This window comes from Paenibacillus sp. JJ1722, assembly GCF_048282685.1.
Lineage (GTDB): Bacteria > Bacillota > Bacilli > Paenibacillales > Paenibacillaceae > Paenibacillus > Paenibacillus polymyxa_B.
Genome location: NZ_CP182500.1, coordinates 2294068 through 2315350 on the forward strand (window position 1 = coordinate 2294068; position 21283 = coordinate 2315350).

Annotated in this window: 19 protein-coding genes; all 19 read left to right on the top strand. The window is 46.3% G+C overall.

Going from position 1 to position 21283, the window contains the following annotated elements; genetic code table 11:
* Positions 1 to 8 precede the first annotated feature (8 nt).
* Positions 9 to 368, top strand: coding sequence for a 30S ribosome-binding factor RbfA (gene rbfA / locus ACM1ND_RS10435; RefSeq protein WP_418027634.1), 360 nt, complete (start codon positions 9 to 11; stop codon positions 366 to 368).
* A gap of 42 nt (positions 369 to 410) precedes the next feature.
* Positions 411 to 1388 (top strand): DHH family phosphoesterase, encoded by a 978-nt coding sequence (locus tag ACM1ND_RS10440; protein WP_264453879.1) that lies wholly within the window; start codon positions 411 to 413, stop codon positions 1386 to 1388.
* Positions 1385 to 2320, top strand: a complete 936-nt coding sequence (gene truB / locus ACM1ND_RS10445; protein ID WP_418027635.1) for a tRNA pseudouridine(55) synthase TruB — start codon at positions 1385 to 1387, stop codon at positions 2318 to 2320. The genes ACM1ND_RS10440 and truB overlap by 4 nt, the downstream gene beginning before the upstream one ends.
* 58 nt (positions 2321 to 2378) lie before the next feature.
* Positions 2379 to 3317: a bifunctional riboflavin kinase/FAD synthetase gene (locus tag ACM1ND_RS10450; RefSeq protein WP_028542712.1), complete on the top strand. Its 939-nt coding sequence runs from the start codon at positions 2379 to 2381 to the stop codon at positions 3315 to 3317.
* A gap of 132 nt (positions 3318 to 3449) precedes the next feature.
* Positions 3450 to 3719 (top strand): 30S ribosomal protein S15, encoded by a 270-nt coding sequence (gene rpsO, locus ACM1ND_RS10455; protein WP_007430074.1) that lies wholly within the window; start codon positions 3450 to 3452, stop codon positions 3717 to 3719.
* Positions 3720 to 3933: 214 nt separating this feature from the next.
* The gene (gene pnp, locus ACM1ND_RS10460; RefSeq protein WP_023988221.1) at positions 3934 to 6036 is read left to right on the top strand and encodes a polyribonucleotide nucleotidyltransferase; all 2103 of its coding nucleotides are present in this window, start codon (positions 3934 to 3936) and stop codon (positions 6034 to 6036) included.
* Between the two features lie 230 nt (positions 6037 to 6266).
* On the top strand, positions 6267 to 7271 hold the full coding sequence (locus tag ACM1ND_RS10465; RefSeq protein ID WP_179085422.1) for a polysaccharide deacetylase family protein: 1005 nt from the start codon (positions 6267 to 6269) through the stop codon (positions 7269 to 7271).
* A gap of 66 nt (positions 7272 to 7337) precedes the next feature.
* Entirely contained in the window at positions 7338 to 8603 is a 1266-nt protein-coding gene (locus ACM1ND_RS10470) for a M16 family metallopeptidase (RefSeq protein WP_023988223.1), read from the top strand.
* Complete coding sequence (dut, locus tag ACM1ND_RS10475; RefSeq protein WP_023988224.1) at positions 8581 to 9027, top strand: dUTP diphosphatase; 447 nt, start codon at positions 8581 to 8583, stop codon at positions 9025 to 9027. Before ACM1ND_RS10470 ends, dut begins: the two co-directional genes overlap by 23 nt.
* A 184-nt stretch (positions 9028 to 9211) precedes the next feature.
* Positions 9212 to 10111: a dipicolinate synthase subunit DpsA gene (gene dpsA / locus ACM1ND_RS10480; RefSeq protein WP_028542709.1), complete on the top strand. Its 900-nt coding sequence runs from the start codon at positions 9212 to 9214 to the stop codon at positions 10109 to 10111.
* Complete coding sequence (locus tag ACM1ND_RS10485) at positions 10108 to 10701, top strand: dipicolinate synthase subunit B (RefSeq protein WP_023988226.1); 594 nt, start codon at positions 10108 to 10110, stop codon at positions 10699 to 10701. Before dpsA ends, ACM1ND_RS10485 begins: the two co-directional genes overlap by 4 nt.
* 134 nt (positions 10702 to 10835) lie before the next feature.
* Positions 10836 to 11873, top strand: coding sequence for an aspartate-semialdehyde dehydrogenase (locus ACM1ND_RS10490; RefSeq protein WP_013309939.1), 1038 nt, complete (start codon positions 10836 to 10838; stop codon positions 11871 to 11873).
* Between the two features lie 23 nt (positions 11874 to 11896).
* Positions 11897 to 13114 carry an aspartate kinase gene (gene dapG, locus ACM1ND_RS10495; RefSeq protein ID WP_013309940.1) on the top strand — a complete coding sequence of 406 codons (1218 nt, stop codon included), beginning with the start codon at positions 11897 to 11899 and terminating at the stop codon, positions 13112 to 13114.
* Positions 13115 to 13153: 39 nt separating this feature from the next.
* Positions 13154 to 14035: a 4-hydroxy-tetrahydrodipicolinate synthase gene (gene dapA / locus ACM1ND_RS10500; RefSeq protein ID WP_028542708.1), complete on the top strand. Its 882-nt coding sequence runs from the start codon at positions 13154 to 13156 to the stop codon at positions 14033 to 14035.
* Positions 14036 to 14385: 350 nt separating this feature from the next.
* Positions 14386 to 16065, top strand: a complete 1680-nt coding sequence (locus tag ACM1ND_RS10505) for a ribonuclease J (protein ID WP_013309942.1) — start codon at positions 14386 to 14388, stop codon at positions 16063 to 16065.
* 229 nt (positions 16066 to 16294) lie between these two features.
* On the top strand, positions 16295 to 17143 hold the full coding sequence (locus ACM1ND_RS10510) for a ClpP family protease (protein WP_023988228.1): 849 nt from the start codon (positions 16295 to 16297) through the stop codon (positions 17141 to 17143).
* Positions 17140 to 17352, top strand: coding sequence for a YlzJ-like family protein (locus ACM1ND_RS10515; protein ID WP_023988229.1), 213 nt, complete (start codon positions 17140 to 17142; stop codon positions 17350 to 17352). The genes ACM1ND_RS10510 and ACM1ND_RS10515 overlap by 4 nt, the downstream gene beginning before the upstream one ends.
* A gap of 103 nt (positions 17353 to 17455) precedes the next feature.
* Entirely contained in the window at positions 17456 to 20134 is a 2679-nt protein-coding gene (locus ACM1ND_RS10520) for a DNA translocase FtsK 4TM domain-containing protein (RefSeq protein ID WP_418027642.1), read from the top strand.
* Between the two features lie 225 nt (positions 20135 to 20359).
* Positions 20360 to 21211, top strand: coding sequence for a spore cortex-lytic enzyme (gene sleB / locus ACM1ND_RS10525; protein WP_023988231.1), 852 nt, complete (start codon positions 20360 to 20362; stop codon positions 21209 to 21211).
* Positions 21212 to 21283: the final 72 nt, after the last annotated feature.

Below are 21283 nucleotides of genomic sequence, written 5' to 3' on the forward strand. Positions count from 1 at the left end.
GAGCATCCATGGCTAAAATACGTACAGGTCGGGTTGGCGAGCAGATCAAGAAGGAGCTAAGCCAACTCATACAAACTGAATTAAAAGACCCCCGCATCGGTTTTATCACGGTAACGGGTGTCGATCTTACAAATGATTTGTCCCAAGCGAAAATATACTTGAGCGTGCTCGGGGATGAAGAACAAAAAAATTCTTCCCTGAAGGCATTGGACAAAGCGAACGGTTATCTTCGTTCTGAACTCGGCAAACGGATACGGCTGCGCCATATTCCTGAGTTGATTTTCAAAATTGACGAATCTATTGCTTACGGTAGTCGAATTGAAAAACTGCTGAGTGATATCGACAAGGATGAAAAATACAACTTTTAGTTTGTCTGAAGGAACCATGAACTGAATGTAAAGGAGAAGGCAATGCATACCTATGAACAGGCGCTTCAACAAGCGAAGGAATTTATTCTGGAGCATGATGATTTCCTGATCGTATCGCATGTACAGCCGGACGGAGACGCAGTCAGCTCCACCGTAACGGTGGGCTGGCTTCTCTCATGTCTGGGGAAGAAATTTACCATGCTAAATGAGGGACCTATTCCCAAGCGTATGGATTTTTTATGGCATGCCGATGAGATTATGGATATGAGCCAGCAACCGCCAGAACGGAAATACAACCGGATCATTTGTGTAGATTGTGCGGATTACCGTCGTGTTGGTTTGACAGAGCAGTTTTTTACGGAAGATGCCATTATCCTGAATATTGATCATCATCCAACGAATGATGCGTATGGTACAGTTAATGTGATTAAGTCGGATGCTGCGGCAACAGCAGAAATTCTTTTTGACCTACTGAAAAAGTTTGCAGTAACCTGGGATGTCGAAATAGCTACGGCTTTATATACAGGGTTACTAACGGATACAGGAGGTTTCCGTTACTCCAACACTTCACCGAAAGTGATGTCTACTGTGTCACAGCTACTTGCTTACGGTGTAGATGGTCCATCTTTATCCGAGAAATTGCTCGAGGAGATGACTTTTCCACAAATGAAGGTGCTGACAAAAGCATTGCAAACGCTCACGATGTCGGAGGATGGAAAAGTTGCTTGGGTCGTAGTATCACCTGACGACATGACGGAATGTGGCGCTGTAAATGAGGACTTGGAAGGCATTGTGAATTATCCAAGAAATATTCGTGGAGTTGAGGTAGGCATTTTCTTTAAGGTTATTAATGATCAAGCGGTCAAGGCCAGCTTGAGGTCGGCAGGGAATGTTGATGTAGCTGCGCTGGCTCAATCATTTGGAGGCGGTGGACATGTACGTGCAGCTGGCTGCCGGCTAGAGGGTAAGCTGGGAGATATCATTGAGACAGTTGTAGGGCGGGTGAAGTCTGAGCTATGAACCCGATAAAGAAGGAACAGGCAACTTGGGAAGGCGTTCTACCTGTCTATAAACCTGCTGGATTTACCTCTCATGATGTGGTGGCCAAGGCTCGCCGTTTATTAGGTATGAAGCGAATCGGACACACTGGAACGCTTGATCCGCAAGTAACTGGTGTTTTGCCTTTGTGTCTGGGACGTGCCACCCGTGTGGTGGAATACATGCAAGAGCGGCCCAAAGAATATCGGGCTACACTGCGATTAGGAATTGCCACGGATACCGAAGACCTAACTGGGAAAATCACGGAAGAGAGTGAACGTCCAGTAGAGGTGACGGAAGTGGAAGTCAAAGCGGTTTTGAAACGTTTTGTTGGTACGATTTCCCAAGTGCCTCCAATGTTCTCCGCGCTAAAAGTGGATGGCAAACGTCTATATGAACTGGCTCGAGAAGGCAAAACCGTGAAACGCAAAAGTCGTGAAGTGAGCATTTACGAGTTGGAAATGACGGGATTCGCGGAGACGGGGGCGTATGTGGATATTTCTTTTCGTGCCTTATGCTCCAAAGGTACTTATATCCGTACACTATGTGTTGATATTGGCCGTGAATTAGGATATCCTTCAACGATGGTTAAGCTGGAGCGAACCATGTCTGCGGGAATTCCTGCGGAACGTTGTCTGACTTTCGAAGAGATAGAGCGTTTCGTAGCGGATGGTAGTCTTGGAGAGCGACTTATTACAACGGATCAGGCGATTGACTATATGCCTGAGCATATAGTGGCTGAAGCCAAGGTAACTGCGGCTCTGCAAGGCCAACGTCTGTCGCTGAATATGATTTCACCACCTGTGACGGACAACCAGCCCTTCCGTTTGTATAAAGAGGATAAAACGTTTTTAGGCATATATGGTCGGGATGAATCAGACGCGATCGCTCCCATTAAAGTTTTTTTACCTTGAATTGTGCTATAATTTTGACGAAGTTAGTCAAATGATGTGAAATGCAGGTGAATTAATAATGATTACCGTATCGTTATCTTATCCATTGAGTGATGAGCTTTTGCAGCAATGGGGACGTCCACAGGTCACGGCGATCGGTCAGTTTGATGGTCTTCATCTGGGACACGCAAGCGTGATACGTAAGGCCGTTGCGCTGGCTCGTGAACAGCAAGTGCCGGTATCTGTCATGACATTTCATCCTCACCCAAAGGAAGTCATGAAAAAAGGCGATTATGAAGGTTATTTAACACCGCTTGCGGACAAGCAGACTATTCTGGCTGATATGGGTGTGGACGTACTTTATATTTTGAGTTTTAACGAAGAATTTTCTAAGGTCAGCCCTGAGGCGTTTATAAGCGATGTGCTGCTTCCATTGCAAATTCGAACAGCGGTAGTAGGCTTTGATTTTCGGTTTGGCCACCGGGGAGCCGGGCATGAGGATACCCTCCGTAAGCTGGGAGGAGAGCTGATGTCTGTACACACCGTATCACCGTTCGAGCTGGATGGGGACAAGGTGAGCAGTTCTGGCATTCGCCGTGCTTTACAGAACGGGGATCTAGCACATGCCTCTCGCTGGTTGGGACGTCCTTATCGTATCCAAGGTACTGTAATGGATGGAGAGAAGCGCGGACGTACGATCGGTTTTCCGACCGCTAATCTCAAACTGGATGATACCTACGTGATTCCGATTAAGGGTGTATACGCTGTACGGGCGCTTGTAGGCGATCGTTGGATAAATGGTGTAATGAATGTAGGGGTTAAGCCTACTTTTCATGAAGGTGTGCTGAATCCGTCGTTTGAGGTACACCTATTTGATTTTAATCAGCAAATTTATGGGAATTCTGTGCTTGTGGAGCTTCACCATTACATCCGCCCTGAACGCAAATTCTCTTCGGTGGATGAGCTGATCAGCCAAATTGGCAATGACGCACAAACGGCTAAAAAGCTGTTAGGCTAATTTATTTACATAAGACAGGCGCTGTGTTATACTGACTTATGTTGTGTAAACAACGATGAACCTTAGCTTGGTTGTCCGCTTTCACCGGCGGCTACGAGGCTAATGGCGATTATAATGAAGGAGGTGAACAGGATGGCATTGACTCAAGAGCGTAAACAGCAATTGATCGAGGAGTACAAAACTCATGAATCCGATACAGGATCACCAGAGGTACAAATCGCTATCCTTACTGAAAACATCGTCAACTTGCAAAGTCACTTTCGTTCGCACAAGAAAGACCATCACTCCCGCCGCGGGTTGTTGAAAATGGTCGGTCAGCGTCGTAAACTTTTGGCTTACCTGAAGAAGACTGATGTTAAACGTTACAGTGCGTTGATCGAGCGTCTCGGACTGCGTCGTTAATTTTCAGACATGTAATGAGAAAAGAAGCCTGGTTGTTCACCGCTTGTCCCTGCTAAGGCGACGGCGGACAGCAGCCGGGTTCTTTTTTGAAATGAGGAATCTTTTTTTGAATTACATATCCTGATTTGTCTGCTAGCTTCTTATGAATAAGCCCTGCGCAGGAAATACTGGATATGTATAGAACTTTTACAATGAAATGAAATGGAGGGATACCATGGAGCAACGCGTAGAAATGCAGCTCGGCGGAAGAAAGCTGGTGCTGGAAACAGGACGTCTTGCGAAACAAGCCAATGCGGCAGTTAAAGTGAGCTACGGAGAAACAGTTGTGCTTTGTACCGTGACCGCTTCCCGTGAACCGAAAGATTTGGACTTTTTTCCTCTGACCGTAAACTATGAGGAAAGATTGTATGCTGTAGGGAAAATTCCTGGCGGATTTATTAAACGTGAAGGACGTCCGAGTCAAAAAGCGATTTTGTCCAGCCGTTTGACAGACCGTCCAATTCGCCCATTGTTCCCGGAAGGTTTCCGGAATGATGTACAGGTGTTGAACCTGGTTATGAGTGTCGATCAGGATTGCGAACCTGAAATTGCAGCAATGATCGGAACCTCGGCAGCACTTAGCATTTCGGATGTACCTTTTAATGGACCAATCGGAGGAGTCGCTGTAGGACGTGTAGACGGGCAATTTGTGATTAACCCGGATATTGCACAGCAGAATGCAAGCGATCTGTACCTGGTTGTAGCCGGAACGAAAGATGCCATCATGATGGTAGAAGCCGAGGGCAATGAGATTCCAGAGGAAGTTATGCTGGAAGCTATTATGTTCGGTCATGATGAGATTAAGAACATTGTGGCAGTCATTGAACAATTGGTGCAAGTAGCAGGTAAAGAAAAAATGCAGGTTAAACTGCATGCTGTTGATGAAAAAGTGAACAGTGAAGTACGTGCTTATGCAGCTGAACGTTTAATGGAAGCTGTTAAAATTGCAGAAAAACACGCCCGTCAAGAGGCGATTGATGCAGTCAACGAAGAGACAGTTGCCCATTTTGAATCACAATACATAGAGACACCTGAGCTTTTGAGCGACGTGAGCGAAGTTCTCTATGATATCGTCAAGGAAGAAGTACGTCGTCTGATCACGCATGATAAAGTGCGTCCTGATGGTCGTAAGCTTGACGAAATTCGTCCGATTGAAAGCGACACTAGCATTTTGCCGCGTACTCATGGTTCGGGCTTATTTACACGCGGTCAAACGCAAGCACTTAGCATTTGTACACTTGGTGCATTGGGTGATGTACAAATTTTGGACGGTATTGATCTGGAAGAAACAAAACGCTTCATGCATCATTACAATTTCCCGCCATTCAGCGTAGGTGAGGCTCGTCCTTTGCGTGCGCCAGGCCGTCGTGAAATCGGACATGGTGCTCTTGGTGAACGTGCACTTTCCAAAGTAATTCCTTCCGAAACTGAATTTCCATACACCATCCGTTTGGTTTCCGAGGTACTGGAATCAAATGGTTCGACTTCACAAGCTAGTATTTGTGCAAGTACACTGGCTATGATGGATGCAGGTGTACCGATTAAAGCTCCGGTTGCAGGTGTAGCGATGGGATTGATCAAGGATGGAGACCATGTTTCCGTATTGACTGATATCCAAGGGATGGAAGACCACCTGGGCGATATGGACTTTAAAGTTGCTGGTACCGCGGAAGGCGTAACTGCCATTCAAATGGATATTAAAATTAACGGTATTGACCGCCAGATTTTACAGGATGCGCTCAAGCAAGCTAAAGAAGGACGCTTGTTCATTCTTAGCAAAATGATGGAAGCGATCCAGAAGCCACGTGAGCAGTTGTCTCAGTATGCTCCAAAAATTATGACGATGCACATTAACCCGGACAAAATCCGTGATGTTATTGGAGCTGGTGGTAAAATCATCAACAAAATCATCGAAGAAACCGGCGTGAAAATCGATATTGAACAAGATGGTCGTGTGTTCATCGCTTCCACAAATCAAGAGATGAATGAAAAAGCACGTTCCATTATTGAGGGTATCGTAAAGGAAGTCGTGGTCGGTGAGATTTACATCGGTACAGTAAAACGGATTGAGAAATTCGGTGCATTTGTTGAAATTTTACCGGGCAAAGATGGTCTGGTTCATATTTCTCAACTGTCTACTGAACGTGTAGCCAAGGTTGAAGATGTAATTGCTATTGGGGATACAATTACGGTGAAAGTAACCGAAATTGATCAACAAGGTCGTGTCAATCTGTCCCGTAAGGCTGTTCTGACTGCAGAAGCACCTGCAAAATCCTAGGTACCTGCATGTTGCAGACTAGAAAGGCAGGAGTAGCTTTTCGTATTAATAGTACAAGGGATTTGAATAGCATTGTTTAAACTTTTGGAAAGAGGCAGAGCTACGTTTCTGGCTCTTTTTTCATACATATGCACAAGCTTCGCCAAAGTAGGCTTCTAGAGGCTACTGCGTCATAGTTCTTGTCCTCCCCGCATACAATGTGGACAAACGGGCGGGAGGATGAAGGAATCATGAGTAGGGCAAAAAGAGCAGTGTGGGTGGTAGCCAGTTTAGCCATCACACTGGTAATCGGACAGTTTAGCGGGGTTCGTGACTTCGCTAATCAATTACGCAATGGAGACGCTACAGGAGTTGGGGAGCCTAAAGCTGAAACAACGATGGCGATGGCGGCTTTACCCGATAATGCGCTTATGCAGCGACTAAGAACAGAAGCAGCCCGTCAGCGGCGGGAACCAGTTGATGCCAAGATCGACAGGGTATGGAAGGCTATTCCAGGCTATAACGGACTGGAGGTGGATTTGGATGCTACCTATCGCAAAGCGATTGCATCTCCGGATCGACCCATTCAATATGTATATCGGCAATTGGCACCTAAAATACATTTAAATCAGCTTGGTAATGTTCCAATTTACAAGGGGAATCCCGAGAAGCCAATGGTATCCTTCATGATCAATGTAGCATGGGGGAATGAATTTATCCTGCCAATACTGAACACGCTGGATCAGGAAAAGGTCAAGGCTACATTTTTTCTTGATGGAAGTTGGCTGAAAAAAAATCCTGAACTCGCCAAGGAGATTCAAAAAAGAGGACATGAGCTTTCGAATCATGCTTACTCTCATCCGAATATGAGCCGTCTGAGTCGGGCCAGAGCCACACAAGAAATTGAAAAGACACAAGAGCTTCTTCAAGAAACTTTGGGCGTCAAAAATAACTGGTTTGCCCCTCCATCGGGCGATTTTAATCAGCAAACGGTGGATATAGCAGCAGAACGTGGGCTCAAAACAGTGTTGTGGACATTGGACACTGTAGATTGGAAACATCCGTCACCGGAATCGGTGATTAACAAAATCAGTAGTAAGGTTGAATCAGGCACACTGATATTAATGCACCCAACAGATTCCTCAGCGGCTGCTCTCAAAGGCATGATCCATGCCATTCGTAGTAAGGGACTTGTGCTCGGAACTGTCAGTCAGACACTTTCCCCTGATCGACAGCTACCTGCTCTGGTTGAGTGAACGTCTTTTTTCTGTTAGGATTGAACATTATGGCTAAGTATGCAATTCAGTTTAGGAGGGCCAATCGTGGAAAGAATTCAACTCAAAAACGGCCTAAGAGTGGTCATTGAAAAAATTCCAACCGTGCGTTCTGTTTCTTTCGGTATCTGGGTTAAAACCGGCTCCCGAAATGAAACGCCGGACAATAGCGGTATTTCTCATTTTATCGAACACATGCTTTTCAAAGGAACAGAGCGTTTTAACGCTAAGGAAATCGCTGAGCAATTCGATGCCATCGGAGGAAATGTTAATGCTTTCACTTCGAAGGAATATACATGCTATTATGCCAAGGTGTTGGATGAGCATCTACCGATCGCAGTTGATGTGCTGTCTGATATGTTTTTTAATTCCAAACTAGATCAGGAAGAATTGGCAAAAGAGAAGAATGTGATTTTGGAGGAAATCTCCATGTACGAGGATACACCGGATGATATGGTGCATGATCTTGTATCTCGCGCGGCCTATGGTGAACATCCACTGGCTTATCCGATTCTCGGAACCGAAGATCACCTGCTTGCTATGGATAGCTCACATCTCAGCCATTATATGAGGGAGCATTATACAATCGACAATACAGTTATCAGTGTGGCTGGTAATGTTGATGATCGCTTGGTAGAATTGTTGGAGCGACATTTTGGACATTTTGATAATCATGGAACCGTTTCGCCGCTGACAGTACCTGCGTTTAACGGTGAGCTGTTGTATCATGAGAAAGCAACGGAGCAAAATCATATTTGTTTATCCCTGCCTGGATTTGCAACGGGTGACGAACTCCAGTATGCTATGGTTTTGCTGAATAACGCGATCGGCGGCGGCATGAGTTCACGTTTGTTTCAAGAAATTCGGGAAAAGCGTGGACTGGCTTATTCGGTCTATTCCTATCATAGCTCCCATGCGGACAGTGGTATGTTCACGATCTATGCAGGTACGGCTCCTAAGCAAACAAAGGACGTGCTGGATTTGACGCTGGAGCTTTTACGAGATGTGGCTGTCAACGGTTTGGACGCTAATGAGCTTCGTAAAGGTAAGGAGCAATTAAAAGGAAGTTTGATTTTAAGCCTTGAAAGTACAGGTAGCCGGATGAATCGGCTTGGAAAAAATGAATTGATGCTTGGTCAGCATTATACGCTGGATCAAATGATCGAGCATATCGAGCAAGTGACGGCAAATGATGTGAATAAAGTGCTGGATCGGATGTTCTCGGAGCCGTTTGCCCTGTCGATGGTGGGAGCGAGTGATTCAGCGGTAAAGGATATGAGGAGGGACTATTTTGTTAACTTACGTGGAAATTAACAGACTCGCGGGCAATGAAGATATTGAGCTGCCCCGCAAAATGTCAGAGCTTGCATCAGGGTTTGACTTGTATGCAGCAGTACAGGAAAATCTGGTACTGGAACCCGGCAAACGTTGCCTCGTTCCAACTGGATTTGCAATAGCTATGCCAGCGGGATTGGAGGCACAGATCCGTCCGCGAAGTGGACTGGCTCTTAAGCATGGTATTACTTGTCTCAATACACCGGGAACGATTGATGCGGATTATCGTGGGGAGATTAAGGTACTTCTTATTAATTTGGGCGAGGAATCGTTCACGATTACGCGCAATGAGCGAATTGCACAAATGGTATTTCAGGTTGTACCTGAGGTAGAGCTGAAACAAGTAGACCATTTATCTGAAACAGTGCGTGGTGCTGGAGGCTTTGGCCATACAGGACGCTGAGGTTATGGTTGGTTTGCGATATACGAATGTCTATTTTGTAAAATCTTCAAATTTCTTGCTTAAGAGTAAGCATGCAAATAAAGGTCGCCTCATAAAGGGGCGGCTTTTTTTTGTGTTTTTTCACCCCTCTCCGGGCACTCGCATAGACTAAAAGCATATCGTGTCTCGGAAAGGAGTGATCCGGATGCTAACAGGAATACGCGTCGTTGTTTTGGGTGGCGATGCGAGGCAGCTTGAGGTAATCCGCAAATGTGTGGACATGGATGCTACCGTCAGTGTGGTCGGTTTTGACAAGCTTGAAGTACCACTCAAAGGAGTGACACTAGAACCAATGTCTGTCAAGCTGCTGGAATCGTCAGACGCACTGATTTTGCCGGTGGTGGGATGCGATGAGGAAGGCAACGTAAATGCACTTTTTGGAGCACAGAAGCTCCAGTTTCTGAATGAGCATGCTGCTGCTCTTCCACCGCATTGTGTTGTATATACAGGGATGGCGCGGACGTACTTAAAAGAAATTTGTACCAGACATGAGTTAAAGCTGGTAGAGCTGCTGGAGAGAGATGATGTGGCCATATACAACTCTATACCTACGGCCGAAGGCGCACTGATGATGGCCATTCAGCATACCGATTTTACGATTCACGGTGCAGATTGTATGGTTCTAGGCATGGGACGGACTGGATTTACCATGGCAAGGGCACTACAGGGGTTGGGGGCCAGAGTGAAGGTTGGAGTACGGCGGGCAGAGGATGCAGCGAGAGCCGTGGAAATGGGTTGGAAGCCTTTTATGACAAGGGATTTAGCGCAAGAGACAAAGGGAGTTGACTTGATTTTTAATACGATACCCTCTATGATTATCACAGCGCAAATCCTGTCTAAATTGCCATTGAGCACCGTGATTATAGATCTTGCTTCCGCCCCGGGCGGATGTGATTTCCGTTATGCGGAAAAGCGTGGAATCAAGGCTATGCTTGCCCCTGGTCTTCCCGGTATTGTTGCTCCCAAAACTGCTGGTGCCATTATAGCGAATACGCTGGTGCAGTTGTTAATGGAAGATAATCCTGATCGGGGGGATGCACAATGAGTTGGCAAGGGAAAACAGTAGGTTATGCAATTACAGGCTCACATTGCACATTTGAAGAGGTAATGCCTGTTATACAGCGCTTTGTTGATGAGGGTGCGAAGGTCATTCCTATTATATCCAATACAGTACTAACAACGGATACTCGCTTTGGTACTTCGCAAAGTTGGCAAAAACAGTTGAAAGATATAACAGGGAATGATATCATTTCTACAATTGTGGAGGCTGAGCCACTGGGTCCCTCCCAAATACTCGATGTGCTGGTGATTGCACCTTTGACGGGGAATTCAATGAGTAAGTTAGCGAATGCGATGACAGACAGTCCGGTTTTGATGGCTGCCAAGGCGCAATTGCGCAACGGTCGTCCACTTCTTTTAGCCATATCTACTAATGATGGACTGGGTCTAAATGCTGCCAATATCGCCAAATTACTCGTAGCCAAAAATATCTTTTTTGTGCCGTTCGGACAGGACAATCCAGTTAAAAAGCCGAACTCGCTTGTAGCTAACATGGAGTTGATTCCCGAGGCTGCTTATGAAGCATTGCAAGGTAAACAGCTTCAGCCGATGATTGTGGAACGCAAGACCCCATGAAGTACTATAGTTAACTGCTGAGCATCCCTCGCCTAGAAGATGATTCGATATTGTATCGAGTCTAATTTCTTGTTGGCGGTGGATGCTTTCAGAATAAAAAATGGTTTTTTAGTCGAGAAGGGGAGATACACCAGATGAGCAATAGAAAGTTTAATGTAGCTGTCGTTGGAGCAACAGGCGCTGTAGGAGAACAGATCGTAAATCTGCTGGAAAAACGGGATTTTCCTGTGGACAAAATCAAATTTCTTTCTTCGCCTCGTTCTGCCGGCACGTTAATTAGCTTTAAAGGTCAGCAAATTCCAGTAGAGATTGCTACCCCCGACAGCTTTGAAGGAATCGACATTGCTTTGTTTAGTGCAGGTGGAGACGTAAGTAAGGAATTGGCGCCGCATGCTGTTCGTCATGGGGCGGTTTGCATTGACAACACCAATGCATTCCGAATGGATCCGACAGCTCCTCTTGTAGTGCCTGAGGTGAATAGCGACAAAATTGCCGAGCATCAAGGAATTATTGCGAACCCGAACTGCTCCACCATTCAGATGGTAGCTGCTTTGAAACCATTATATGATCAGTATGGCATTTCTCGTATCATAGTATCCACATACCAGGCCGTTTCCGGGGCTGGAAGCCGAGCTATTGATGAATTGAATCGTCAAAGCGCAGCGATTCTTAACGGTGATGAAGTTCAGCCTGATCTGTTGCCAGTAGGCTCGTTGCCAGTAAAGCATCAGATTGCTTTCAATGCTATCCCGCAAATCGATAAATTCCAGGACAATGGTTATACACTGGAAGAAATGAAAATGGTACGTGAAACGAAAAAAATACTGGGTGACGAATCTGTGGACGTAACAGCAACGTGTGTACGTATTCCTGTTGTATACGGTCACTCGGAATCTGTATATGTAGAACTTAAAAAAGATTATGATTTAGAAGAAATCCGCAATCTGCTGGCTTCGGCACCGGGAGTAACGCTAGTGGACGATCCTGCTGCTCAGCTTTATCCACTGGCATCCGAAGCTGCTGGAAAACCTGACGTATTTGTGGGGCGTGTACGCCGTGATTTGGGCAATAGCCGTGGATTGAATTTGTGGGTTGTATCCGATAATCTGCTCAAAGGAGCGGCATGGAACGCGGTGCAAATCGCGGAAATTATTGCTGCAAACGCGGAGTAACGTTCCGATATGGGGGAAGAATAATGGGTATTTTGGTGCAAAAATTTGGGGGAACCTCGCTGTCCACACCTGAAGCACGTCAACTTGTGCTGGCACATGTGAAGCGGGAGCTGGAGCAAAATCTTCAATTGGTTGTTGTTGTGTCGGCCATGGGGAGAAAAGGAGAGCCTTATGCCACCGACACGCTGCTGGATTGGGCGGCGTCTAACGGCGACAGTCTTCCGAAGCGCGAGCGGGATTTACTGCTGTGCTGTGGTGAAATCATTTCTGCTGCTACATTATGCAGCCTGATGGAGAAGGAAGGTATTCCTGCTACGGTGCTAACTGGGGCACAGGCGGGCTTTATTACGGATGATCAATACGGCAATGCTCGTATTTTGGATATAAAGCCAGACCGTGTTGTTGAAGAGTTGAACCAAGGCAGAGTTGTCATTGTGACAGGTTTTCAGGGACAAACAGCAGACGGTGATATGACCACCTTGGGTCGGGGCGGCAGCGATACGTCAGCTACTGCTCTGGGTGCTGCTCTACATGCGGATATGGTCGATATTTATACGGATGTGAATGGTATATTAACCGCCGATCCGCGCATTGTGGAAAATGCAAAGCCACTTACACATGTTAGCTATACGGAGATTTGCAATATGGCTCATCAGGGAGCAAAGGTTATCCATCCTCGTGCTGTTGAAATCGCCATGCAGGCTAATATCCCGGTCCGTGTTCGCTCTACCTTCTCTGAAGGAGAAGGTACGTTAGTTACCCACCCGGAAGGCTTTAAAGACGTGCAGGCAGACATCGTAGACCGTTTCGTGACCGGTATTGCGTATGTCGGCAATGTCACTCAGATTAATGTTGAATTAAAGCCGGGTTTGGAGCACTTGCAATTACAAGTATTCAAATCTATGGCTGAACATGGAATCAGCGTTGACTTTATTAACGTAACTCCATCGGGGGCAGTTTATACTGTGTTCGATCATGATGGAAGCAAAGCGGTTGAAGTATTGAACGGTTTGGGTCTAGAACCTAAGATACTGGCCGGGTGTGCTAAAGTTTCTGTCATAGGCGGTGGTATCAACGGGGTACCGGGCATTATGGCGACGATTGTGGAGGCATTGGCAGAATCAGACGTACAGATCCTTCAATCCGCAGATTCCAACACGACGATCTGGGTACTTGTTAAAAAAGAAGATATGGTGCAGGCTGTACGCGCATTGCATAATAAATTTGAACTCCATCAATAGGTGCATTGTCCGTGCTCGGACTTGCAAAAAGGAGGCAGCATGGTGAACTTCGGCAGATTGATTACCGCAATGGTGACACCTTTTGATCAGCAAGGAGAGATTGACTGGACTGCATTGTCCTCGTTGATTGATTACTTAATAGAAGAACAGCACTCAGAGTCACTTGTTGTATCTGGAACAACAGGGGAGTCTCCTACCCTGAGCGATGATGAAAAAATCAAGTTGTTTGCATTTGTTGTAGAAAAAGCAGCTGGACGATGTAAAATTATTGCCGGGACTGGAAGCAACAATACGCGTCACTCTATTCATCTAACCCGTGCCGCGGAGCAGGCAGGAGCAGATGGTGTTCTACTGGTAGTACCATATTATAATAAACCGAATCAGGAAGGGATGTATCAGCATTTCGAAAGTATTGCAAACTCCACATCCCTTCCAGCTATACTGTATAATGTTCCAAGCCGTACTGGAGCGAGTCTAACAGCTGAAACAACGCTGCGTCTTGCACAAATTCCGAACATTGTGGGAACCAAAGAATGTGCATCACTTGCGCAGGTCACACAGATTGCAGCGTCAGCGCCAGAAGGTTTTCTGGTTTATTCCGGGGATGATGCTTCTGGGTTGCCTGCTATGGCTGTAGGTGCTTATGGTATTATCAGCGTAGCGAGTCATGTGGTAGGTGCTGAAATGAAGCAGATGATCGATTCACTTGTAGGAGGACACTCGCAGGAGGCAGCCAAGTTGCATCAGCAGTTGTTCCCGATTTTCAAGGGTTTGTTTGGCTGTCCTCATCCTCTGCCTAATCCGGTGGCAGTAAAATATGCATTGGAATTACGGGGGATTAAGGTAGGTTCGGTTCGGTTGCCACTCATTCCTCCAACTGAGGATGAAGCGGAATTTATTAAGAAATTATTTACCCGCTAAAGAGAAATAGGAATGTAAGCTGTTAATTAATACTAAGGAGTATCCTTGTTAAGGGCAGTCGGTAGGTACAAAACCGATAGAGTTTATTGTCTGACAAGGTTCTCCAGCGTGAAGGGCGTTCTTATAGGACGTCCTTTTTGCTGTGCTTTCAACCATGTATGTAGATAAAATGACAGATACTAATGGTTTCAGACGGCAATGGGAAACCTAGCGTAACGAACAGGATGACTTGTTTTTTCTTATTTTAATCATGTATAATGGGGTCAAGTGACTGGGTGCGGTATTTTTTTGAAAATTAAATAAACAAATCAAGGTACGACGTCCAACTACCATAGGAGGTTTAGATTCATTTGTCTAAAAAAACAAACAACGATAAATTGATGATTTTCGCTTTGGGCGGCGTCGGTGAAATCGGGAAAAATATGTATGTCGTTCAATACGGCAATGACATTGTCGTGGTGGATTCCGGTCTGAAATTCCCGGAAGAGGACATGCTGGGCATTGATATCGTTATTCCTGATATTTCCTACCTTACAGAGAACCGCGACAAAGTAAGAGGCATTGTGCTGACTCATGGTCACGAGGACCATATCGGCGGTTTGCCTTACGTGTTGAAACATTTGAATGTACCAGTATATGGTACCAAATTGACGCTGGGATTGGTGGAAAACAAGCTGAAGGAAGCGAATCTGCTTGGTGAAACCAAACGTATTTTGATCAATGCTGATTCCGAAATCAAGCTGGGTTCCACACTAAAAGCAACTTTCTTCAGAACCAACCATAGTATTCCGGATTCTGTAGGTGTATGTATTGATACTCCTGAAGGCGCTGTTGTTCATACAGGTGACTTCAAATTTGACCATACTCCGGTGAACGGACAATATGCAGATTTGCAGCGTATGGCTGAAATTGGCACACGTGGTGTACTGGCTCTTTTGTCAGACAGTACAAATGCCGAGAAACCGGGCTTTACACCTTCGGAAAAGAGCGTTGGTATTGTCCTGGAAGACATTTTCCGCAAGTCGAGACAGCGTGTGGTCGTAGCCACTTTTGCTTCTAACGTACATCGTATTCAGCAGGTAATTAATGCTGCTGAAGCTACGGGACGTAAAGTAACAGTTATTGGTCGAAGCATGGTTAATGTCGTAGGTATTGCTTCGGACTTGGGCTATTTGGAAATTCCAGATGGAATGCTGATTGAGCCTGAAGAAGTTGGCAAAATGTCAGCGGATCGTGTAGTTATTCTCTGCACAGGCAGTCAGGGTGAACCGATGTCCGCTTTGACAAGAATGGCTCGTTCCACACATCGAAAGGTTGACATTCTTCCAGGGGATTCAGTCATCATCGCAGCTACTCCGGTACCGGGTAATGAAAAATACGTTGGACGCACAATTGATGAACTGTTCCGTCTGGGTGCCAATGTATATTACAGCGCAGCTAATCCAGGTATCCACGTTTCTGGACACGGAAGCCAGGAAGAACTCAAGCTGATGCTGAATCTGATGAAACCAAAGTTCTTCTTGCCAATTCATGGTGAGTTTAGAATGCAACGTCGTCACGCTCTTCTTGCTGAAGGCGTAGGTATAGAGCCTGAAAATATCTTCATCACGGATATCGGTGAAGTCATTGAAATTCAGAATGGCGGAGCACGCAGAGCTGGTAAAGTTACAGCAGGCAACGTACTGATCGATGGACTAGGCGTAGGGGATGTAGGAAATATCGTATTGCGCGACCGCAAATTGCTGTCACAGGACGGTATTTTGGTGGTGGTTGTCACGCTGAGCAAGCAAGACGGAACGATTAAATCAGGCCCAGATATCATTTCCCGCGGTTTCGTATATGTCCGTGAATCGGAAGGTCTACTGGATGAAGCAAATCGTATTGTCTCAAGTACACTGCATAAGCTCATGAGTGAAAATGTAAATGAATGGGCTTCCCTCAAGACAAATGTCAAGGATGCACTAGGTCGCTTCTTGTATGAGCAAACTCGTCGCAGACCGATGATCCTGCCAATTATAATGGAAGTGTGATTCAATTGAATTTTGTTCAAAAACCTGAATTAAAAACTTAAGTCACAGGCACACAGTCGCCTCTCTTCCCGCAGGAAATATTGGACGGTTTCCGCGGGAGGAGAGGCTTTTTTGATTTTGCGGGACAAGGAAAAGCATGGGGTCGGGTATAAAATATTCCATTTCCATCCCATACTATAGGGTGAATACGGGTCATATAGATGCGTAAAGCGAAAGGAAGATCACCCATATGGAACAATACAGCAATCTAACATCTGGCAACGAGGAAACGGAAGCGCCAGATCAACCAGAAATTGGGCAAAGACCCGCTTTACCTGCTATGGAGGCTTTGCAGCAGCTGGGTCAAACTTCCATGCCTGGAGGCGAGTCCAATATTTTTTGCATGACGATTATCGGTCAGATTGAAGGGCATCTCATTTTACCGCCTCAAAACAAAACGACAAAATATGAGCACATTATTCCCCAGTTGGTAGCGGCAGAACAAAATCCTCGTATCGAAGGATTAATGATTTTGCTGAATACAGTTGGTGGTGATGTAGAGGCAGGACTGGCTATTGCTGAAATGATCGCATCGATGAGTAAACCAACGGTGACTATTGTCATAGGTGGGGGGCATAGCATCGGTGTGCCGATTGCTGTGTCTTCCACTTATTCCTACATTGCGGAGAGTGCGACGATGACCATTCATCCCATTCGGATGAACGGTCTGGTCATTGGAGTACCACAAACTTTTGAATACATGGAAAAAATGCAGGAACGTGTTGTACGCTTCGTCGTTTCTCATTCTCGTATTACAGAAGAGCAGTTTAAGGAACTGATGTTTAAAACCGGTGAGTTAAACCGCGATATTGGTACAGCGGTTGGGGGAGCGGATGCAGTGAAGTATGGATTGATGGACGCGGTTGGAGGCATCGGAGAGGCTTTAAAACAGCTGAACACCATTATTGAAACGCGGCGTCAGCAAAACGGGATCGCTGGGATTCAACAGCAGGCTCCGTATGCTCCTTTTTCTCCCAGTCCCACAGGAACTCCTACAGAGACACTGTCAGGGGAGCAAAGCAGGGAGCTACCTCAATGACACTATATACTGTGATGCCAATGGAAATGGTATGGCAAGGGATGTGGAAAGAGGCTGAGGAGCTTGCAGAGGTTCGGGTAGACGGTCTACTTATGCAGGTACAGCCGCTTGAAAGTCGTCGGGGGATCATTGTACGGTTGTTGGACTGTCCGCTGGAAGCCTACCTGAATCCGCGTTATGGACCAGGTCAAGTTATCGAGTGGTCGTAGAAGGTGTCGAATAGTATAGAAATAGGTCATTTACTGCTGAAAAAGAACATATGTGCGGATACCGGGTGACGTGGTATAATATTCTTCTGGGGGGTGACCTTGTATGTCCAGAAGAAGAAAAAGAAAAAAGAAAGCCGCATTTGGCGGAGTTCTAAAATTTGAAATTTACGGCATTGTGCTGATTACATTAGCGGTCATTGCGTTGTCGGGTGAAGCGGCAGTTGGTCGGTCGCTATCCAAGATGTTTGGGCTCGTACTGGGGAAATTCTATTTTGTTATCCCTCTCATTGGCATTTATTATGGTCTGATGGTGATGATTCACCGCAAGTGGCCGAACCAGTGGAACTCGCGTAAAACGGGTTTGCTCCTGTTGGTATTTGCCTTTACACTTATGAGTTCTATTTCATCTATGGAGCAGCGTTTGGGGCCGATCAACGCGCTTCAGCCGGGCGGAGTGATGACCCAGATACATATAGATATGCGTGAGCAGTTGCTGTCGCCTGACCAGCAGGGCCATACCTCAATGCTGAACAAGGATATCAGCGGGGGGTACGTAGGCGCATTGCAGCTTACTGTTCTGTTGTGGCTGTTTGGTCTCACAGGAGCTAAACTGATCATGATTGTTATGTTCGTCATTTGTTTCATGCTGATGACCCAACTGTCCTATGTGGATTTGGTACGGATTGTAAAGACCAAGCTGCTGACAGTCGGGGGAAGCGTGCGTAAAAAATGGACTGGTAAAGCTACTCCGCTTTCGGCATCTAGCAAAGGTAGTGGAAATAGAAAAATCAAGTCTGAGCCGATTCCTTCCTATGAGGAAGACATGGATGATGACTTTGACGAAATGCAGCCTCCTGCAGGCAAACAACCGATTTTCTTTCAGTTGTTTGGTCTCAAAAATTCAGATAAAGCGGACAAGGAGAAGCATTCCGTCGATACGGATGAGGATGATCATGATCTTCCATATGAAGCTGAGGACGCGCAGGCCCAGTGGAGAAACGATAACCAGAGTGAAGAGCTGTCTGACGTAGTCGAACACGCTGAGGAGGAAGCTGCAACTCCGGTAAAAAGGTCGCCGATTATTAGGGATTTCTTCGAACAAGTAAAGCATGAGGAAAGAAGACCGGAAGCTGAATTTGGAGAGTCCCTGACAGGGGCAGAGCAGACAACTTCCATTATTGATGAATCCCTGGATGATGACTTTGTGGATGCCCATGCGAATACGGATATGGATGATTCGACAACGATCCAGGGGACATTAGAAGGTGCTCAGGGACAAGCTCAGACGATTGCAACTGGGGTTGCAGGCGAAGAGGCTGAAGGTACCCATACAGCTATTCCGGCTCCGCCGCCGCCTAAACCTTACAAGCTCCCATCGTTTCGTTTGCTTGCTAAACCACAAAACGTAGGCAAAGGTATGGGACAAAAGGATTACATGCAAACGGCACGCAAGCTGGAAGCAACGCTGGAAAGCTTTGGTGTGCGGGCGAAGGTGCTGGAGGTTGTCCGTGGCCCTGCCGTAACGCGTTATGAAATTCAGCCGGACATTGGAGTAAAGGTCAGCCGCATTGTGAGTCTGACGGATGATATTGCGCTTGCGCTTGCTGCCAAAGATATCCGTATGGAGGCTCCGATTCCTGGCAAATCTGCTATCGGAATTGAGGTTCCGAATAATGAAGTTTCCATTGTCACGATGCGTGAGGTAATGGAGACAACCGTTTTCCAGGAGTCAACTTCCAATTTATCCATTGCATTCGGACGTGATATTGCAGGACAGACGATTGTTGGTAATTTGGCCAAGATGCCCCATCTGCTTGTAGCTGGGGCAACAGGTTCGGGTAAATCAGTGTGTATCAATGGGATCATCACGAGTATTTTGTACAAAGCAAAGCCGGATGAGGTCAAATTTTTGATGGTCGATCCTAAAATGGTGGAGTTGAACGTGTACAACGGAATCCCGCATTTGTTGGCTCCGGTCGTGACTGATCCAAAGCGTGCCTCACTTGCATTGAAGAAAATTGTAGTTGAAATGGAAAAAAGATATGAGTTATTTTCCAAATCAGGAACCCGTAATATTGAGGGCTATAATAATCTGATGAAAGATAACCCGGATGCATTTCTGCCTTACATCGTCGTTATTGTGGACGAGTTGGCAGATTTAATGATGGTAGCTGCGGGAGATGTGGAGGATGCGATTGCACGACTTGCCCAAATGGCACGTGCAGCAGGCATCCACCTTATCATTGCAACCCAGAGACCTTCGGTTGACGTAATTACCGGGGTGATTAAAGCCAATATTCCTTCACGTATTGCCTTCGGCGTTTCCTCGCAGGTAGACTCCCGTACCATATTGGACATGGGCGGAGCCGAGAAGCTACTCGGACGTGGTGATATGCTGTTCATGCCAATGGGGGCTTCTAAACCTGTCCGCGTTCAGGGAGCGTTCATGAGCGATCAAGAAGTCGAAAATATTGTTAACTATGTACGTGAACAGGGTGAAGCGCAGTATGATGAAACGCTTGTGCCGGAGGTGGAAGAGGTATCGGCTGATGCAGATGAAATGCTGGATGAGCTGTACGATCAGGCTGTCAACATCATTTTAGAGGCTAAACAAGCTTCCGTTTCGCTTCTTCAGCGCCGTATGCGGATCGGTTATACACGTGCTGCTCGATTGATTGACTCCATGGAAGCTCGCGGAGTCATCGGCCCTTACGAGGGCAGCAAGCCCCGTGAGGTCCTTATCTCAATGGAGCAATATCAGCAAAATAAAGTTAGTTCCTAAGCATTATCTCTATCCAGCACTACATTAAAACGCTGTTTGTTCGCATGGTGGTTGTTCTAATATGACAACTCCAAGTGAACAAACAGCGTTTTTTGTGATGTTTTTTTGAGGTGTGGCGACTACCTGCTGAAAGAAGATTAAAAGGGTGAATAGCTTTAAGCGGAGCTTGTCATAATAAACGTAGCCATCCTGTTAATCCCACAAAAGAAAGGTAGAGCGCAGCATATGAAAAAGACAATGGTCTGGATTTGCACGGGTATCCTCGCAGCCTCGGCTATTACGTACACAGGACTTTTTAAAAATGACTCTGCACAGCAGCAAGCAGAGCCGCTGAGCACACAGCAGAAAGTACAAGCAGCGCAACCTTCCCAGCCGACATTCAGCTCGGGAGCGGTTGATTTTGGATCTTACGGTCAGGATGTATATGAGTTGCAATCACGTTTGAAGTTGCTGGGCTTTTTTGGCGGGAAAGTGGACAGCCATTTTGGCAGCAGTACACTAAAAGCTGTCAAGGGTTTTCAAAAGGAATTTGGCATCCGTCCCGATGGAGTGGTCGGAGCAAAGACGAAATTAAAGCTGGTGAATGCTACTCCTAACTGGAAGCCAACGGAAACTCCTATGCATCGTAACAATCAAGGTTCCGCTCAGGGACAGACAGCGGACAATAACGATAAAGCGGATCAAAATGATGAAACGATGGGATCGGCCAACACCATGGGACTATCTGAAAATGATCTCAAAATTATGGCCAACGCGGTCTACGGTGAATCCCGCGGCGAGCCATTTGAAGGACAAGTTGCCGTCGCGGCTGTTATTTTGAACAGGGTTAAGTCACCGAGCTTTCCCAACTCACCATCTGGAGTGATCTTTCAGCCAGGAGCTTTCACAGCTGTAGCAGACGGCCAAATCTGGCTCACACCGAATGAGACTGCACAAAAGGCGGTACGCCAAGCACTGAACGGCTGGGACCCAAGTGGAGGATGTCTTTATTATTTTAACCCAAAAACAGCCACCTCCAAATGGATTTGGTCCCGTCCGCAGGTGAAAACCATTGGGGAGCATATTTTCTGCATGTAAAACGCCGAAGCAGCCGGGAGCTTGTCTCCGGTTGCTTCTTGGCTTTTGCATGGTTAGAATAAAGATTGGTAC

Coding starts and splice junctions, on each gene's coding strand:
- dpsA (WP_028542709.1), top strand. CDS start 9,212: ATGCTAACAGGAATACGCGTCGTTGTTTTGGGTGGCGATGCGAGGCAG.
- ACM1ND_RS10520 (WP_418027642.1), top strand. CDS start 17,456: ATGTCCAGAAGAAGAAAAAGAAAAAAGAAAGCCGCATTTGGCGGAGTT.
- ACM1ND_RS10440 (WP_264453879.1), top strand. CDS start 411: ATGCATACCTATGAACAGGCGCTTCAACAAGCGAAGGAATTTATTCTG.
- dapA (WP_028542708.1), top strand. CDS start 13,154: ATGGTGAACTTCGGCAGATTGATTACCGCAATGGTGACACCTTTTGAT.
- ACM1ND_RS10485 (WP_023988226.1), top strand. CDS start 10,108: ATGAGTTGGCAAGGGAAAACAGTAGGTTATGCAATTACAGGCTCACAT.
- truB (WP_418027635.1), top strand. CDS start 1,385: ATGAACCCGATAAAGAAGGAACAGGCAACTTGGGAAGGCGTTCTACCT.
- sleB (WP_023988231.1), top strand. CDS start 20,360: ATGAAAAAGACAATGGTCTGGATTTGCACGGGTATCCTCGCAGCCTCG.
- rpsO (WP_007430074.1), top strand. CDS start 3,450: ATGGCATTGACTCAAGAGCGTAAACAGCAATTGATCGAGGAGTACAAA.
- ACM1ND_RS10510 (WP_023988228.1), top strand. CDS start 16,295: ATGGAACAATACAGCAATCTAACATCTGGCAACGAGGAAACGGAAGCG.
- ACM1ND_RS10490 (WP_013309939.1), top strand. CDS start 10,836: ATGAGCAATAGAAAGTTTAATGTAGCTGTCGTTGGAGCAACAGGCGCT.
- rbfA (WP_418027634.1), top strand. CDS start 9: ATGGCTAAAATACGTACAGGTCGGGTTGGCGAGCAGATCAAGAAGGAG.
- pnp (WP_023988221.1), top strand. CDS start 3,934: ATGGAGCAACGCGTAGAAATGCAGCTCGGCGGAAGAAAGCTGGTGCTG.
- ACM1ND_RS10465 (WP_179085422.1), top strand. CDS start 6,267: ATGAGTAGGGCAAAAAGAGCAGTGTGGGTGGTAGCCAGTTTAGCCATC.
- dapG (WP_013309940.1), top strand. CDS start 11,897: ATGGGTATTTTGGTGCAAAAATTTGGGGGAACCTCGCTGTCCACACCT.
- ACM1ND_RS10450 (WP_028542712.1), top strand. CDS start 2,379: ATGATTACCGTATCGTTATCTTATCCATTGAGTGATGAGCTTTTGCAG.
- ACM1ND_RS10515 (WP_023988229.1), top strand. CDS start 17,140: ATGACACTATATACTGTGATGCCAATGGAAATGGTATGGCAAGGGATG.